The sequence below is a fragment of the Cohnella silvisoli genome (assembly GCF_021190915.1).
GTDB classification, from domain to species: domain Bacteria; phylum Bacillota; class Bacilli; order Paenibacillales; family Paenibacillaceae; genus Cohnella; species Cohnella silvisoli.
Genome location: NZ_JAIOAP010000009.1, coordinates 25,648 through 42,933, shown reverse-complemented (window position 1 = coordinate 42,933; position 17,286 = coordinate 25,648). Strand labels below are relative to the sequence as shown.

Here is a 17,286-nt window from a genome sequence, read left to right as displayed (position 1 = left end):
TTCGGATAGCGTGAAAAGAGGGGTAGGATTGGCGGCAGACGACAGGAGCATTCAGGACGCCGGTATTAGGACGCATAAGGATAGGAAGCTTGCCGGAAGCACCGGTCCCTTTCCTTATGCCCGGATGGCCAACAAGGCCGATGCTCTTGATCGTCTGGATCTGCAGTTCCGTTGGGGCTCCTACGGAATTCGGGTGCTTCGCTGCCATCTGGCTGTTTTTCAGCCGGGATATATCATTAACTTTCATAAGCATTCCGAATATGAATTTCATTATATCGCCAAGGGCAAAGGCAAAGTCATTCTCGTCGATCAGACCTACGATCTCCATGAAGGATTGTTTTACTTGACCGGACCGGAATTGATGCATTATCAAGAATCGGACTCTGACGAACCGATGTATGAGTTGTGCTTGCATTTAGACATCGTTCCCCTCGCGGCGGAGACGGATAAAGCCGGCTGGGGAGACGAGTTGGAGGCTAACGAAGCTAAGGAATGCATTAACATTCTCGATCGCATTCCAGCCGTTCCGGTTGTCGATCGTTATCACGCGATGAACGGATTTTTGGATGCCTATCGGGTATGGGAGGAGCAGCCTTCCGGGTTTTACACGTTGATGAAACAAGCGATCGTTCAAATCCTTCTGCGTACGACCCGCGTGTTCGACGGACCAGCGGGCAAACCGGGAATACCGGAGCGGGATATGAATTTTCATAGGTATCAGCTTGCCACCCAATATATTTTAGACAATGAAAGCTTGCCTATTTCATTAGAGCAAGTAGCGGAAACGATCAACATAAGCCCGCGGCAGCTTCAGCGAATATTCCGAAGCGAGGGCGAGACGACCTTTCGCGATTACTTGGAGCATGTGCGCTTAACGGGAATTTGTTTCGAGCTTATTCACACCGACAAGCCGATTGAAGAAATCGCGATCAACCACGGATATGCGAACCCGAATTATTTATATCCGGTGTTCAAAAGTAAATACGATATTACGCCAACCGCTTATCGCCGGCTGCATGCCGGCGAAGCCCGCGGGGCGCTTAATCCATTAACTAGAGAGAAGGAATCGGATCACCATGAGTAAAAATTTAAGAATCGGCATTATCGGAAGCGGCGGTATCGCCAGAGCCCACGTATCGGCATACAGAAAACTGCCATTCGTGGAAATCGTAGCCGTTGCGGATGTCATTCCAGGCAAAGCGGGAGAGTTTGTTGAAGCGGAGCAACTGGTAGGCGCTGCGGCGTACGACGGGCATCAGAAGTTGTTGGAGCAAGATTTGGATGGCGTAAGTATTTGTACTCCTAACGTCTCTCATCACATTACGACTGTTGATTCGCTTCGCGCGGGCAAACAAGTGTTATTGGAAAAGCCGATGTCCGTCACGCTCCAAGAAGCGCTAGAGATGACGCAAGCGGCACGCGAAACGGGCAACATGCTGACCCTTGGTTTTCAACCGCGTTACGATCCTAACATGAAGCTGCTGCAAGAAATCGTACAATCCGGTCGGCTAGGCAAAGTTTATTATGCAGAGACGGGCGGCGGACGCCGCCGCGGCATGCCTGGAGGAACCTTCATCAGCAAGAAGCTGGCGGGCGCAGGCGCAATGGCGGATATCGGCTGTTATTCTTTGGATATGGCGCTTAACGCGATGGGTTATCCTCGTCCGTTGACGGTATCGGCGTACACCTCGAACTATTTCGGACGCAATCCTCTATATCATCCCGAAGCAAGCAAATTCGAGGTTGAAGATTTCGGCGTTGCGATGGTCCGCTTCGAGAACGACCTCGTGCTTCAATTCAAAATCTCTTGGGCGATGCATATGGACACGCTGGGCGCGACGATGTTCCTTGGAACCGATGCCGGTCTGAAAGTAACGCCTGCGGGAAGCGGCCCATGGTCCGGCGTTTGGGACGGGGCCATCGGCGCAATGACGCTATTCCACGATGAATACGGCGGTCACACGAATACGGCGATCCCGCTTGTCGAGCATAAGCTGAACCTGTTCGACGAGAAGGTTAGAGACTTCGCCGAGGCCGTACGCGATGGACGCCCGGCTCCAATTCCGGGTGAACAAATTCTAATCCAACAAGCGATTATCGATGGCGTGCTTCGTTCCGCCGATCTGCGCCGGGAAGTATCGGTCGAACTTCCAAGGTAAATCAAACTCAAACGTGGATAACATGACCCGTAAAGGGATGTTATCCACGTTTTTTTGTAACTCCTATATCAACGCCATCTCACATCGATGTACCTCTGGCAGGCATTTTATTGGAAAAACTCCATCTAGTTTCACTTAATATCTTGTTTTGTAAGACTAACTGGAAAATGTCCGTCTAATTCTCTCGAAATGGCCCATTACAGGCTAAGGGGTACAAAATAGTGTGAGGAATTCCTCTTAGTTTGCCGAAGACAGAAAAAAATTGAAAACTAGATGGAGGAATTCCCACTAGCTCCGTTAAGGATTCAGAATGGAGTGTCCTTACCTGCTTCCTCTTTTATTTTCTCGCAATTATCATGAAACGTTTGGAATTGGTCATTATCCCCTTACTGGTTCGGTTTTCTTCGATGAATTTATCAAGTAAAGCAAAGTCATCATCGCTTTTGCCGAAGTTCGGAATGATCGGAGTGTGTTTTAACAGAAACACTAGATCCTCGTATGTTTTGTAGTATTCCTTGGCATCAAATTCGAATGATTGGATATCGCTAAACCCCGACTCATTTAATTCCGAAATAAATTTATTTTTTAATGTCCCGTCCCGCAAACCCGATGACTGACCTCTTCCAAAAACTTGTTTGATGTTGAATTTATCATCTTCACTTACTTGTTGCGTAAGAAAAAAACCATTTTGCTCTAATACTCTAGCTGCTTCATTCGTGTTAAAGGGGCAATGCCGATTAGATACGATACTAAAAAAGTTCTCAGGGAAATCGATTTTATCAGCATTCATTTGCAAAAAACGTACATTCGATTTCTTTGATTTATATAAATTAGCATTTGCGGTTTGGATCATTCCAACTGAATCGTCAATACCCACTAATAGTAAAGCCGACCCTGCTATCGATAATAAAGCTTCCCCTCCGCCGGTACCTATATCCAGCAAAAGGTCGGATTTCCTGCATCTTTGGGTAACTTCATAGTAAAAACTCCATTTTACTCCTTCGGATATACATTTTACTTTGCTAAAGTCCCATCCGTTTAATTTTCCAACGCGTTCGTAAAAATTTTTATATTCTAACTCGTTCATAGCCGTTACCTACCTCTTCAATGTACAAATCATTTTTTGCTGCATATGTCTAGAAACAGTTGCTTACGCATCTCCGGTTCCTTTTCACGTGCTGTTATACTTGGCCCTCATTCAACATGCTAATTGCTTTGGCAATCCGCTTCTCCCGAGTTTCGGCAGTTTTGGCTTCCTCGATCGAGATTACAAAACGCTTTTTGTTGCTGTAGGACAGCCCGTCGAAAAACATTTTTGCATCCGCATTACGCTCAAGCACTTCCGAGAAGTCTGATGGCACGGCAATCTCGCGAGGCTCGGTATCAAGTTCGATATCTACGTCCACTTCGTCACCAGCGGCTACACCAGAACCTGCACGGTGTTCAGCGCTGAGTGGGATCATAAACCGCCCGCCCATAGGCGCCACGGTACTGCGATAGGAGTAGCCTCCTATCGTGACGAGAACCGGCGGACGTTTGCTTGCCCCGAGGCTCGCAATGACCTCCTCAGGAACTTGAATACCTGTAGCAGTTTTACCTCCGAGTTCAATGACTGCACGAAATTTCATAAGGCACCTACCTCCGTTTTAATAGCTAAACTTGTAACCGTCTAACCTAACATTTAACCAAAAAACTCAACTAGCATCGGAGCTAAAGCATCCGGTTTTACAATGTGTGTCTGACCTTCCAAAGTTTGATGCTTTGCATTGGGAAGCACACTCGCAAGCGTTTGCATGGCGTTTCGCATCCATGCCGGGCTTTTCCCGCCAACCGCAACGAGCGTGGGTACAGCGATCAGAGGACCACCGATTGGCTGACAGAGATTTGCCTCTCTGATTGTCTAACCCGGCTATCAAGTTAACTCAGGGTGCTACGAACTCAGTTATCATGCAGTAAGAATTAATCGAAGTGATTTGATATAGCGGCAAATCCTGCCGTTATATCACCGTTGCCCTTTCCCATACTCATAGCGGCAATAATTGCCGTTATTCAAGGAATTCTTAATGATTTCGAGGCATAATTGGATCGATAACGGCAATCGCTGCCGTTATCCCTGTGAAAAATGACATTTGTGATGAGATAGCGGCAAATCCTGCCGTTAAATCTAGTAAGCGGTCTCGATGTTCTTGGGCAACTGTATACGTTTGTAGCCTGATCATTCGATTCCCGTCCACCTGAGCTAACTTGATAGCCATATTGTCTAATGTAAGGATCGTATCGTAAGGGAGCGTATGCGCAACAGCCTTTAACTTGGACCACGCAGGCATGAGCGGCATCAAGGCAACGAATAAGGCCTAATCGCCGATCCCTTTCCTGCCTTATCGTAAGCAATGGAGGTGCCGTCTTCTGAGACTACTTTATCCATGGAAATCTCCTTTAAATAAAATGTGCTAAAAGTTGTTATATTTATGGTCTAAACGTACCCAAAAAGGAATATTCCTGTCAATGGATGTAATCAAAATAGATTTCTTGGTGCAATTAACCCGGCCAGAGCGGGCTAAAGTTCCAACGACGCGGAAACGGCTTAAACAACTGTTTTGGCACCAATAGCATTATGAGCTATTCCATTCTTCAAGTCAGATGCTCATTACAATATCGGTTAGGGCAATTGAAATAAAATACAAAAACCAGTTGTGAAATGAAATCAAATTCAGTAAAATCGGATATAGCGCTTAATCTTATGTTGAAAGCATATTAAGCGCCATTTATTTAATGATAGGTATAGCGCTTAACCCGCTTAACCTATCCAAAGGAGATTAAACCGGATGAGCACGATTCGACTTACGATGGCGCAAGCTCTGCTGCGTTTCCTCGACAATCAATACGTTTCCGTTGACGGCAAGGAGATTAAATTCGTCAAAGGCGTCATGGGTATTTTCGGTCACGGCAATGTGACGGGTATAGGAGAAGCCCTTGAAAATAGCGCCGGAGACCTCGCCTACATTCAAGGAAAGAACGAACAAGGCATGGTTCATGCCGCAGCCGCCTTCGCTAAGCAAAGCAACCGACATCAGATCTATGCTTGCACATCATCAATCGGCCCGGGGGCCTTGAACATGATTACCGCCGCGGCTACCGCAACGGTGAACCGTATCCCGGTTCTTCTGCTGCCGAGCGACAATTTCGCGAGCAGACAGCCCGACCCGGTGCTTCAACAGCTTGAGGTGGCAAGCGATTATACGGTTTCCGCCAACGAACCCTTCAAGCCCGTAAGCAAATATTGGGATCGCATCGTCAGGCCGGAACAATTGATGACTGCCGCCGTTCAAGCCATTCGGGTGCTTACGGATCCTGCTGAAACGGGAGCCGTAACGCTCGCTCTTCCTCAGGACGTGCAGGCGGAAGCCTACGACTATCCGGCAGCGTTCTTTGATCGCAAGGTTCACTATATCGATCGGAAACCGCCATCAATGGATGCCATTCAACGCGCTGTCCAATTGATGAACATCAAGAAGAAGCCGCTTATTATCGCCGGTGGAGGCGTCCTTTACTCTTCCGCGACAAGGGAGCTTACAGCATTCGCGGAGACATTCCATATTCCGGTGGCGGAAACTCAAGCCGGCAAAAGCGCCTTGCCGTGGAACCATCCGCTTAATACAGGAGCTGTCGGCGTGACCGGTACTTTGGCAGCCAATCGGTTGGCCCGTGAGGCGGACCTCATAATCGGCGTCGGCACCCGTTATTCCGATTTCACGACATCGTCCAAATCCGCCTTCGGCAACCCGGACGTCCAGTTTATCAACATTAACGTCAGCGGTTTCGATTCGTTCAAGCTGAATGGTGCCGCGATTACTGCCGATGCCAGAGAGGGACTGCTATCCCTTCATGCCGCTCTTGAGGCAGATCAGTACCGGAGCGGATACGATTTGTCCGACATTCAAACGCTGAAGCAGGAGTGGGATCGAGAGGTTGATCGCCTTTACGCCGCGGAAAATGAAGCTGGCTTCGCGCAAACTCGTGCGCTCGGCGTTATCCAAGAGTCGCTTGATCCTTCGTCGATTATCGTATGCGCGGCCGGAAGCCTTCCCGGTGACCTGCATCGGCTGTGGAGACCGGCGGAGCCGAAAACCTACCACATGGAATACGGGTTTTCCTGCATGGGATATGAAATTGCCGGCGCTTTCGGGGCCGCCCTAGCCGAGCCTGATCGCGAAGTATATGCGGTCGTCGGTGACGGAAGTTACCTGATGCTTCATTCCGAGTTAGTTACAAGCTTGCAAGAGGGACGGAAAATCACGGTTTTGTTGTTCGATAACCACGGCTTCCAGTGTATTCACAATTTGCAAAGAGGCCATGGCAGCGACGGGTTCGGCAACGAATTCCGCTTCCGCTCCCCCGAGACGGGCAAGCTCACCGGCAATTACATGCCGATCGATTTCTCGGCTCACGCACGCAGCCTTGGGGCTAAATCCTACAAAGCCAATAACGCGCTGGAGTTAAAGGATGCACTAAACAAGGCGAAGCGGGAAACGGTCACAACGCTTATCGAAATTCCCGTCTTGCCGGGTACAGGTACGGTCGGCTACGAGTCTTGGTGGAACGTCGGAGTTCCCGAAGTATCCGTCAGCGACAAGGTGACCAAAGCAAGCGAAGAGATGAATGAACGTATCCGAAACGTCAAACTCTTGTAAACGATGGAGGAGAGATTGCTCATGAATAAGCTGCCTTTTCAACTTGGCATCCATCCGATCAATTGGGTCGGAGAAGACGTCAAGGAGCACGGGGAGGATACAACCTTCGAGCGCATTGTCGACGATATTCAAGCGCTTGGATTGACGGGAACGGAGATGGGACGTAAATATCCAACTGATCCAGAAATCCTCAAGAACGAATTAGCCAAACGCGGCATCCGCCTTACGTCGCAGTGGAAATCCGTATTATTTTCCGATCCGGCTTACCTCGAAGATGAACTTAACGCCTATCGCAAGCATGCGCAATTTCTGAAGGAAATGGGAAGCACGGTCATCAGCACATGCGAGGTTGGGGGATCGCTGCATTTCGACCCGCGCCGCACCCCGAACGAAAAAGAGGTGCTGCGGTTAAGCGAGGCAGAGTGGCAGTGCTTGGCTAAAGGGCTTAACGCCGCTGGCGCCATCGCCAAGGAGCATGGGTTGAAATTAACCTACCATCATCACGGAGGCACAGCGGTGGAGCAGCCCGAGGAAATCGATCGCCTAATGGAGTTGACCGACCCGGAACTGGTCTATTTGCTGTTCGATACGGGGCATGCTTATTACGGTGGAGCCGACCCGCTGACCGTCCTCAAGAAGCATTATGATCGCATAGCATACGTTCATCTTAAAGATATTCGCCCGCAGGTGTTGGAAGAAGCCCGTGCCGAGAAAGCGGATTTCGTGACCTGCATCCGCAAAGGCGTGTTCACGGTACCGGGTGACGGCTGTATTGATTTCGGACCGATTATTAACGAGCTCATGAGAAGGAATTACAACGGCTGGGCGATCTTGGAGGGGGAACAGGACCCCGCGGAACATCCGGCATACGAATATGCCAAGAAAGCTCTCCTTTACATCGATTCTCTCATTCCCGACAGAAAGTAGGCGACGAGCGCAATGACCTATGTCTCCTTTTCAAAAGATAAACCGCTGGATTTCGTCGCTATTGGCAGGCTTTGCATAGACTTGAACGCCAATGAAATCAATCGGCCGATGGAAGAAACAATGACCTTCACCAAGTATGTCGGCGGCTCTCCCGCCAATATTACGATCGGAATGTCCCGCTTGGGGCAGAAAACCGCCTTCATCGGCAAGATCGCCAACGATCAGATGGGAAGATTCATCGCCGATTACTTGCAACGCAACGGTATCGGTGCCGAGAACGTCGTGATCGACCGTTCAGGCGCGGTGACGGGACTCGCTTTTACGGAGATTAAGAGCCCGACCGATTGCAGCATTCTCATGTATCGCGATAATGTCGCCGATCTCAAGCTTACGGCGGGCGAAGTTAGCGAAGACTTGATCGCGCAGGCGAAAATGTTTCTGATTTCCGGAACGGCTTTAGCGAAAAGTCCTTCGCGGGAAGCGGTGTTTCAAGCGCTGCATTACGCCAAGAAGCATGGTGCCATCATCGTATTCGATCTGGACTACCGTCCCTATACATGGACTTCCGAAGAGGAAACGGCCGTTTATTACAATCTTGCCGCAGAGAAATGCGACATCATTTTAGGGACGCGCGAAGAATTCGACATGATGGAAGCGTTCGAGCATAATCCGGACCATAACGATGACGTAACCGCAGCCAGATGGTTCGATTACTCGGCCAAAATCGTCGTTATCAAGCATGGTAAGGAAGGCTCTATTGCATATACGGATGATGGTGCAAGCCATAAGGCCAAGAGTTTCCCGGCAAAAGTAGTCAAGACGTTCGGCGCGGGAGACTCTTACGCCTCCGGGTTTCTGTACGGGATCATGCAAGGCTGGACGCTCGAGAAAAGCATGGAATTCGGCAGCGCGTCCGCAAGTATCGTGATTTCCAGCCATAGCTGCTCCGATGCAATGCCGACCATCAATCAAGTGCTCGATTATATCGAAAGCTGCAACAGCGGTAAAATCATCTAGGGGGAATTCAAGCATGACGCAATTGTTGAAAAATTGGATCGGCGGAACTTGGGTCGAATCCGCATCGTCCGCAACCGAAGAAGTGTACAATCCGGCAACGGAGGAAGTCTTGGCTTACGTCCCGCTCTCTACCAAGGAAGACGTAGACCGTGCGGTTCAATCGGCCAACACGGCATTCAAAACCTGGAGCACCACGCCGGTGCCGCGCCGAGCCCGGGTCATGTTCAAATACCAGCAGCTGCTGGTGGACAATTGGGAAGAGCTCGCAAAGCTGGTCACGCTGGAAAATGGCAAAAGCTACGGTGAAGCGTACGGCGAAGTACAGCGCGGCATCGAGTGCGTCGAATTCGCCGCAGGAGCCCCTTCGCTCATGATGGGCAAGCAGCTGCCGGATATCGCTTCGAACCTGGAATCCGGAATGTACCGGTATCCGATCGGTGTCGTGGCGGGCATTACGCCTTTTAACTTCCCGATGATGGTGCCTTGCTGGATGTTCCCGCTAGCCATCGCCTGCGGCAACACGTTCGTGCTTAAACCTTCGGAGCGTACGCCCTTGCTGGCGAACCGCCTCGCGGAGCTTTTCAAGGAAGCGGGATTGCCCGACGGGGTGTTCAATATCGTTCATGGCGCACGCGACGTCGTAAACGGAATTCTTGAGCATAGGGATATCGCGGCCGTCTCGTTCGTCGGCTCGCAGCCGGTAGCGGAGTATGTATATAAAACCGCATCCGCCCATGGCAAACGGGTTCAAGCGCTTGCTGGCGCTAAGAATCACTCCATCGTCATGCCGGACGCCGACTTGGACTTAACCGTCAAGGAAATCGTGAATGCGGCATTCGGCTCCGCCGGCGAACGCTGCATGGCTTGCGCCGTCGTCGTAGCCGTCGGAGAAATAGGCGATATTCTCGTGAGCAAGCTAGTGGAGGCGGCGAATCGGATTACGATCGGCAACGGAATGGAAGAAGGTATTTTCCTCGGCCCCGTCATCCGTGGCCCACACAAGGATCGTACTCTCAAGTATATCGAGATCGGCGAACAAGAGGGCGCTTTGCTCGTAAGGGATGGGCGTAAAGACGCGGCGGCCGCAGGTGAAGGATACTTCGTGGGTCCGACGATATTCGACGGCGTACAAAGTGGCATGAAGATATGGGAGGACGAGATTTTCGCTCCCGTATTATCCATTGTGCGGGTCGAAACGTTAGAGGAAGCCATAGGGCTCGCCAACCGTTCGGAGCTGGCTAATGGCGCTTGCCTGTTTACGAGAAGCGGCAGCAGCGTCCGCCAATTCCGGGAAACGATCGATGCCGGCATGTTAGGCGTGAATCTCGGGGTTCCCGCCCCGATGGCGTTTTTCCCGTTCTCGGGCTGGAAGAAGTCGTTCTACGGCGATTTGCATGCCAACGGCAGCGACGGAGTTGAATTTTATACCCGCAAGAAAATGGTGACCGCGCGCTGGTAATGGCAACTGCGGATAACATAAAGGAGCTGTTCAAGCTGAATAACATCAAGCGACAGATCAGAATCGGAATCATAGGCGCGGGACGCATCGGAAAAATTCACGCCGACAATCTGCTTCGCCTGCAGCAGGCGGAGGTTGTGGCGGTAAGCGATCTATTCGCGGGACCGGAATTGGAGGAATGGGCCGTGGCGCGCGGAATTCAGTCGATTATGAAGGACAGCGGCGCCATTATCGCCAATCCGGACATAGACGCGGTGTTCATATGCGCATCGACGGATACGCATGTGCCGTTAATTAAACAGGCCGCGCTGGCGGGCAAACATATTTTTTGCGAGAAGCCGATCAGCATGGACATCCGGCAGACGGAGGAAGCGGTCGAAGCTGCCCGCCAAGCAGGCGTTATGCTGCAAATCGGCTTTAACCGCCGGTTCGACCATAACTTCAAACGGATTCGGGAGCATGTGCAGAGCGGGACGATCGGGGAACCGCATGTTATCAAAATCACTTCGCGCGATCCTAACCCACCGCATCCGGATTACATCAAAGTGTCTGGCGGTATTTTCATGGATATGATGATCCACGACTTCGACATGGCTCGATACGTATCCGGCAGCGAAATCGAAGAGGTGTACGCGCAGGGCAACGTGTTGATCAACCCCGTATTCGCAGAATACGGCGACGTGGATACGGCCATCGTAACGCTAAAGTTCGAGAACGGCGCGCTTGGCGTCATCGATAATAGCCGTCAAGCGGCATACGGCTACGATCAACGGATGGAAGTATTCGGCTCCAAAGGAAATGTTGCGGTTGCCAACGATCACCCGAACACGGCGGAAATCAGCACGGCCGCCGGCGTGTACAAGGACAACCCGTTGCACTTTTTCCTTGAGCGCTATAACGAAGCCTATATCGAAGAAACGCAATTGTTCATCGATTGCATCCTGAACGGCAAACCGGTTCCGGTTGACGGCCAAGACGGCTTGCAAGCGGAACGTACGGCTCTGGCCGCGAAGCTGTCGATGCGACTTAAACGTCCCGTCAAAGTCAGCGAAGTGCTGCAATTGGCAGAGCAATATTCGGCATTTTTATAGATCGGAAGGAGGAAAGCAGCCATGTCGCAACTGATCGTAGCACCTGCAGCTATACCTGACCGCGATGGAAGTCTGATGAATATTACGCCGGAAACGGCTGGTTGGAGTTATGTCGGGTTCCAAGTTATTCGTCTTGCCTCGGGTCAAAGCTTTCAGCTTGAAACCGGTCAATTAGAGATGTGTCTCGTTCTGCTCAGCGGGAAAATGGATGTCCAAACCCGCACGGAACAGTGGCGGAACATTGGACAGCGGATGAACGTATTCGAACGGACCCCTCCCTATTCGGTCTATGTGCCCAATGACGATAGGTTCGAGGTTCGTGCGCTTACGGTAGTGGAATTAGCCGTTTGTTCCGCTCCGGGCCGGGGCAATTATCCGGCGCGGCTAATCGCGCCGGAACAGGTCGGCGTAGAGACGCGAGGCTACGGTAACATCGAGCGTCGGATTCATAACATTTTGCCGGAGCAGGAACCCGCGGACAGTCTTCTAGTGGTAGAGGTATTTACGCCTAATGGGCATTGGTCCAGCTATCCTCCCCACAAGCATGATCGCGACGCGCTTCCCGATGAATCGCTGCTGGAGGAAACCTATTATTTCCGTATTCAACCGGAGACGGGGTTTGCCATGCAGCGGGTTTATACCGATGACCGCTCTCTGGACGAGACGTTAATCGTGAAGGACGGGCAAGCCGTGCTGGTGCCCCGAGGGTATCATCCCGTTTCCGCGCCGCCGGGTTACGATTGTTACTACCTGAACGTAATGGCGGGTCCGACCCGGACGTGGAAATTCCACAACGATCCGGAGCACGCATGGATTATGAAGAAACCAGGCGAATAGCAGGCAACGATATTGTATTGCAACTTTGTTCCCGCCTCTTCATAATAAAGTGAATAATCATCCCTAATCGGGTATGAATCGACAAGCGGGGAACGAAGATGAAGGCAACCATATATGATGTAGCCCGCGAAGCCGGAGTATCGATCGCCGCGGTATCTCAGGTCATTAACGGCAAAGGGAAAATCAGCGGGGAGCGCCGCGCGGAAATCATCCGCGTCATGGAAAGGCTTAACTATAAGCCGAGCTTCATCGCCACCGCGCTGACCGGCAAGAACACTTTCACGCTCGGCTTGCTAGTGCCGGACATTTCCAACCCTTTTTTCGCCGAAATTGCCCGTGCCGTGGAAGATAGGGGACATCATCACGGGTATAGTCTCGTTATTTGCAGCACGGATAACGACGATGAACGGGTGGGTCGGTACTTGTCCCTGCTTCAGCAGAAAAGCGTAGATGGCATCATTATCGGTACGGGAATAGTTGACCGCGAGTTGGTGGAGTCCATCGTGGCCAAGTCTATACCAGTTGCTATGATCGCCCGAGAACTGCCGGGAGGCCGTATAGACGCCGTTATCGTGGACGATTATGCGGGCGGCCGCATGGCAGCCCGCCATCTCCTTGATCTCGGTCACTCCCGATTAGCCGTTCTTTCCGAACATCGCAAAGTCACGAGTTCGCTTGAACGGATCCGCGGCTTTCGCGACCAGATGACGGAAGCGGGTTTGGAGCTGCCGGAGTATTTGGTGAAGGCAAGCGGCCGCGACTTGATTCAAGAGGGCAAACGGAATGCGGCCGAGCTGATGCGTTATGCCGAGCGGCCGACGGCGATATTTTGCTGCAACGACCTGCTGGCGATCGGTGCGCTTCAAGCAGCGAAGGAAATGGGCGTTCGCGTTCCGGCGGACCTCTCCATCGTCGGGTTTGACAATACGATATTAACAACGGTTACGGATCCTCAATTGACCACGATTGCCCAGCCTACGGAGCAGATGGGAAACCTGGTCGTCGACCTTATTCTCGGGAAACAGAAGGTCCAACAGCCTGATCCGGTGAGAACGGTACTTGAACCTGAGCTTATCGTCAGGCAATCGACGGCAGAGCTCCAAGCATAGACAATCGGATTGAAACTGGTGAGCTTTTGTCTTGGATTTATTCCAAGATAAAGCTCACCAGTTCTTATATATGTGGTAATATGGAAGCGATACCAGAATGCAAGGAGGCAAACACGAACATGATCGTCGATTTTCATTTTCATTTGGAGGAAGGCCCTTATTCTATCGATTGGCTTAGACGGACGGCTAAAGCCATCGAGACGATCGAGGATGATCGTCAAGGCTTCCACGCCCGCCGCCACTCCTTGGAGTGGATCGAAGAAATGAATCAAAAGCTGACTGAGCGGTTGGAGCAAGGCTGTTTTACCCAGCAATGGTTATCCCACTATCTCGAACGGGGCAAACGGCAAGGCATCCAAAAGTTCGGCATCGTGGATCATTTGTATCGTTTTACCGAGTTTCTAGGCTATTACGAAAAGCATATGATCGTCGACGACTCCGAATTAGGGCAATTGCAGCAATATTGGCTCGATCGGGTATGTATCGGTTCCATCGAACCGTATTTGGCGGTCGTCCGACAGGCTCAGCGAGACGGTCACCCGATTTCTCTTGGCGTCGAAGCCGACTATTTTCCCGGTGGAGAGCAAGAGTTAGGCGATCTTCTGAGCCGATATGAACTAGATTATGTGATCGGATCCGTGCATTTTATAGAAGGGTGGGGCTTCGATAATCCGCAGACGAAAGAGCTGTTCGAGGGACAGGACCTTGTCGCCATGTACCGCAAGCTGTTCGATCACTTATTGGGCGCCATTCGTTGCGATTTGTTCGATATCATTGCCCATCCGGACAATTTGAAGGTGTTCAACTATCGACCGGAGGAAGCTTCATTGCTGCCCATGTACGAGGAGGTGGCAATGGCAATGAAAGCCGCGGACGTGGCATCGGAAATCAACACTGGCCTAGCCTATCGTTATCCGGTCAAGGAAATGTGCCCGAGCCCGGCGTTTCTGCATATACTTCATCAACATGGCGTTCCCATCACATTAAGTTCCGATTCTCATTTTCCGGATGATATCGGTACGATGTTGGATCAAGCCGCCGAACTTGCCGGTGAAGCGGGTTATAAAGAAGTCGTTTATTTCGAAAGAGGGGTACGTAAATCATTGCCGTTAAAAGGATGAGGCACAATGGGACTTATATATGATCCAACCGTATGGCACATAAGCTTTACCGAGATGACGCTTAGACTGTTGTTGGCGCTGGCGTTAGGCGGGTTGATCGGTCTGGAAAGAGAGCTTGGCGGGCATTCCGCGGGTTTTCGAACGCATATTCTTGTTTGCTTAGGTTCTGCAATCATTGTCCTATTATCGATGTACGGGTTTTCCGAATTCGCCGCGGAACCGAATGTTCGCTTGGATCCGGCGCGATTGGCTGCGCAAGTGATCAGCGGCATCGGGTTTCTTGGCGCGGGCACCATCATGCGGACGGGTCTTGGAGTATCCGGGTTAACGACTGCCGCTTCGTTATGGGTGTCGGCGGCAATTGGACTCGCAGCCGGAGCCGGGTTTTATTATGGAGCGTTCATAGCGACCTTCCTGGTGGTGATAAGTTTGTTTGTATTAAACAAAGTAGAGAAGCTGTTCTCCCGAACGAAAAAGGTGCGCGAGTTGTTAATCAAAATGGAAAAAACGTCGTCGGGCCTCAATCTCGTATTGGCGCACTTGAATCGAAGCGGGTTGCAAATCAATAAGCTTTCGGTTGAAAACGACGAAGCGGGCGATCAACAAACCGATCGGCATTTGGTTATCCGAATTCAGTTGAAGTTAAAGAAAATACAAAATTACGAGGAAGCAATCGCCGCATTGGCTTATATGGACGGGGTCATTAGTTTGGAAACAGAAGGTTTATTGGCGTAAAATGAAAGTGGAATCAATCATTCATTTATTTATCGGAAAGAGGCGACTTCGATTGAGTACGACGATGGTAGCAGCCCATACAGGCTGCGGAATTCATCCTGACAATACGATGGCTTCATTTCTTGAAGGCATTGATCTCGGCGCGGATGTCGTTGAAGTCGATGTTCGAGTAACCCATGACGGCATAGCCATTTTACTGCATGACGATTCGCCCTATCTTTATACGCATACGTACGAACAGTTGAATCATCCCGACGTGCGGCCGTTGCTCGATCCGGTGTATCAAGAGCATGAAATCGCGACATTGGAGCATGTTCTGCAAGTATCGGATCCGCTCGGAATGATATTGAATTTGGATATAAAAACGGCGGGTGCCATTGATTCGACAGTTAGACTTATACGCCGGTTCGGAGCGCAAAAGCGGGTTTTCATTACTGGCTGTTCAGATCGCATCACAGAGCGTTATCCAGATATTCAAGTGATGCTGAATACGCCGGATGAGCTGTCTTCGCAGCATTCGGACCGATACGATGAGTTTGCGGAGTCTATTTGCCGTGAAGCGAAGGAAGGCGGCTATGCCGGTCTCAACATGAACGGATTGACTTGCCGCTCGGAGATAGTCGATAGGGCGCATGCTTCCGGTTTATTGGTTTGGGTTTATACAATCAACCATCGGCCGGCGATGGAATGGTTTCTTTGGCACCAAGTAGATGCCATCACCACGCGAGAACCGAAGATTCTTATGGAACTTATAAATGCATCAAAAAAGCTATAGCATTTAGACAAAAGGTTTGATATAATCGGGTCATGGTAAGCGCTTTCTTTGAAGTCGGCGCCTTTTTTTCTAGTTAACATGGTAACGCTTCCAGAAAACAATGCAATCGACTCTACAAGGAGGTTTAAATTTAACAGAGAATTTACTTTTAACTAACCATTCATGCCTTGTAGGAATATTTTTAAAATTATATGATCACTTCAAGCAATCGCGACACGAGTTCAACCCCATCTGAAGGTAGAAGGACATGTTTAGTATTCCGTTAAGAGGGTGATTGTTAGCAATTTTCAAGGTGTGTTCTATTTGTGGTATCGATACCATACAGTACTGGAAAGAAGGTGATTTCAGTCTTATGAAGCAATCGACAATGCCTCTGAAGCTGAATAATCGTGGAAGCGTTTTATGGAAAAGCATTTTACGGCACCGTTATTTGTACTTCATGTTATTGCCGTGTATTTTGTTCTTCATTATTTTTTCTTACATTCCGATGGGCGGGCTGCTGCTGGCTTTTAAGGAATACAAGTTCAACAAAGGGATTACCGGGAGTCCATGGGTCGGTTTAGATTACTTCAAAACCTTCTTTAATTCATACCAAAGCGCGCAATTGATTAAAAACACGCTTATTATCAGCTGCATGAAGATGTTTCTTTACTTGCCGTTTCCGATCATTCTGGCACTGATGTTTAATGAGATTCGCAACAAATGGTTCAGAAACATTTCGCAAAGCATTCTTTACTTGCCGCATTTCCTTTCCTGGGTCATTGTCGTCGGTCTGATTCAGCGGATTCTTGCTCCGGACGACGGTTTGCTGAATCAAGTCATCTCGAATATGGGCGGAGACGGCAGCACCTTTTTCATGATGGATTCCAAATACTTTTATACGATTATGTTTGGAAGCCATGTATGGAAATCGATCGGCTGGGATTCCATCATTTATTTAGCGGCAATCTCAGGTATTAATCCGGATATGTACGAAGCAGCCAAGATAGATGGGGCGGGCAAATTACGAGAGATTTGGAGTATTACGATCCCTTCCATTATGCCGACGATCGTTATTCTATTCATCTTATCGCTAGGCAACATATTATCGGCCGGATTCGATCAGATCTACCTGCTGCGGACGCCTGGCAACATGAACCTTGCCGATATATTGGACACTTATATTATTCGAACGGGCTTGCAAAGCGGCCAATACGGATACGCTACCGCCGTCGGAATGCTGCAAGGTTTGATCGGGTTAATACTGGTCGTTATTGCGAACCGCATTTCGCGACGCGTTTCTGAGACTTCTCTATGGTAACGATACCATGTAGGACATCCAACCAGCATGGCCATCACTTCGTTGTAAAACGTCAATTGGCGTTT

At 50.1% G+C, this 17,286-nt stretch carries 16 protein-coding genes; 13 read left to right on the top strand and 3 right to left on the bottom strand.

Annotated features, from left to right (window positions below; genetic code table 11):
• Positions 1–10 precede the first annotated feature (10 nt).
• Entirely contained in the window at positions 11–1,084 is a 1,074-nt protein-coding gene (locus tag K7P76_RS17345) for an AraC family transcriptional regulator (RefSeq protein WP_232186579.1), read from the top strand.
• Positions 1,077–2,159, top strand: coding sequence for a Gfo/Idh/MocA family protein (locus K7P76_RS17340; protein ID WP_232186578.1), 1,083 nt, complete (start codon positions 1,077–1,079; stop codon positions 2,157–2,159). Before K7P76_RS17345 ends, K7P76_RS17340 begins: the two co-directional genes overlap by 8 nt.
• A gap of 337 nt (positions 2,160–2,496) precedes the next feature.
• Here the strand turns inward: K7P76_RS17340 and K7P76_RS17335 are convergent, their stop codons facing one another.
• From K7P76_RS17335 to K7P76_RS17325, 3 genes are all read right to left on the bottom strand, one after another.
• Positions 2,497–3,246 (bottom strand): class I SAM-dependent methyltransferase, encoded by a 750-nt coding sequence (locus tag K7P76_RS17335; protein ID WP_232186577.1) that lies wholly within the window; start codon positions 3,244–3,246, stop codon positions 2,497–2,499.
• Between the two features lie 94 nt (positions 3,247–3,340).
• A complete protein-coding gene (locus tag K7P76_RS17330; protein ID WP_232186576.1) occupies positions 3,341–3,787 on the bottom strand; it encodes a YdeI/OmpD-associated family protein in 447 nt (148 codons plus the stop codon).
• A 432-nt stretch (positions 3,788–4,219) separates the two neighbouring features.
• Positions 4,220–4,486, bottom strand: a complete 267-nt coding sequence (locus K7P76_RS17325) for a hypothetical protein (RefSeq protein WP_232186575.1) — start codon at positions 4,484–4,486, stop codon at positions 4,220–4,222.
• Positions 4,487–4,984: 498 nt separating this feature from the next.
• Here K7P76_RS17325 and iolD point away from each other — a divergent pair, with 498 nt between their 5' ends.
• From iolD to K7P76_RS17270, 11 genes are all read left to right on the top strand, one after another.
• The gene (iolD, locus tag K7P76_RS17320; RefSeq protein ID WP_232186574.1) at positions 4,985–6,850 is read left to right on the top strand and encodes a 3D-(3,5/4)-trihydroxycyclohexane-1,2-dione acylhydrolase (decyclizing); all 1,866 of its coding nucleotides are present in this window, start codon (positions 4,985–4,987) and stop codon (positions 6,848–6,850) included.
• A 21-nt stretch (positions 6,851–6,871) separates the two neighbouring features.
• Complete coding sequence (gene iolE / locus K7P76_RS17315; protein WP_232186573.1) at positions 6,872–7,777, top strand: myo-inosose-2 dehydratase; 906 nt, start codon at positions 6,872–6,874, stop codon at positions 7,775–7,777.
• 12 nt (positions 7,778–7,789) lie between these two features.
• Complete coding sequence (gene iolC, locus K7P76_RS17310; protein ID WP_232186572.1) at positions 7,790–8,794, top strand: 5-dehydro-2-deoxygluconokinase; 1,005 nt, start codon at positions 7,790–7,792, stop codon at positions 8,792–8,794.
• Positions 8,795–8,807: 13 nt separating this feature from the next.
• Entirely contained in the window at positions 8,808–10,253 is a 1,446-nt protein-coding gene (locus K7P76_RS17305; protein WP_232186571.1) for a CoA-acylating methylmalonate-semialdehyde dehydrogenase, read from the top strand.
• On the top strand, positions 10,253–11,344 hold the full coding sequence (iolG, locus tag K7P76_RS17300; RefSeq protein ID WP_232186570.1) for an inositol 2-dehydrogenase: 1,092 nt from the start codon (positions 10,253–10,255) through the stop codon (positions 11,342–11,344). The genes K7P76_RS17305 and iolG overlap by 1 nt, the downstream gene beginning before the upstream one ends.
• A gap of 21 nt (positions 11,345–11,365) precedes the next feature.
• Positions 11,366–12,181 carry a 5-deoxy-glucuronate isomerase gene (gene iolB, locus K7P76_RS17295; protein ID WP_232186569.1) on the top strand — a complete coding sequence of 272 codons (816 nt, stop codon included), beginning with the start codon at positions 11,366–11,368 and terminating at the stop codon, positions 12,179–12,181.
• A 98-nt stretch (positions 12,182–12,279) separates the two neighbouring features.
• Positions 12,280–13,290, top strand: coding sequence for a LacI family DNA-binding transcriptional regulator (locus K7P76_RS17290; protein ID WP_232186568.1), 1,011 nt, complete (start codon positions 12,280–12,282; stop codon positions 13,288–13,290).
• A gap of 119 nt (positions 13,291–13,409) precedes the next feature.
• Positions 13,410–14,411: a PHP domain-containing protein gene (locus tag K7P76_RS17285; protein ID WP_232186567.1), complete on the top strand. Its 1,002-nt coding sequence runs from the start codon at positions 13,410–13,412 to the stop codon at positions 14,409–14,411.
• A 6-nt stretch (positions 14,412–14,417) separates the two neighbouring features.
• On the top strand, positions 14,418–15,146 hold the full coding sequence (locus tag K7P76_RS17280; protein ID WP_232186566.1) for an MgtC/SapB family protein: 729 nt from the start codon (positions 14,418–14,420) through the stop codon (positions 15,144–15,146).
• A 52-nt stretch (positions 15,147–15,198) separates the two neighbouring features.
• Positions 15,199–15,921: a glycerophosphodiester phosphodiesterase gene (locus K7P76_RS17275; RefSeq protein WP_232186565.1), complete on the top strand. Its 723-nt coding sequence runs from the start codon at positions 15,199–15,201 to the stop codon at positions 15,919–15,921.
• A gap of 352 nt (positions 15,922–16,273) precedes the next feature.
• Positions 16,274–17,221, top strand: a complete 948-nt coding sequence (locus K7P76_RS17270; protein ID WP_232186564.1) for an ABC transporter permease — start codon at positions 16,274–16,276, stop codon at positions 17,219–17,221.
• Positions 17,222–17,286: the final 65 nt, after the last annotated feature.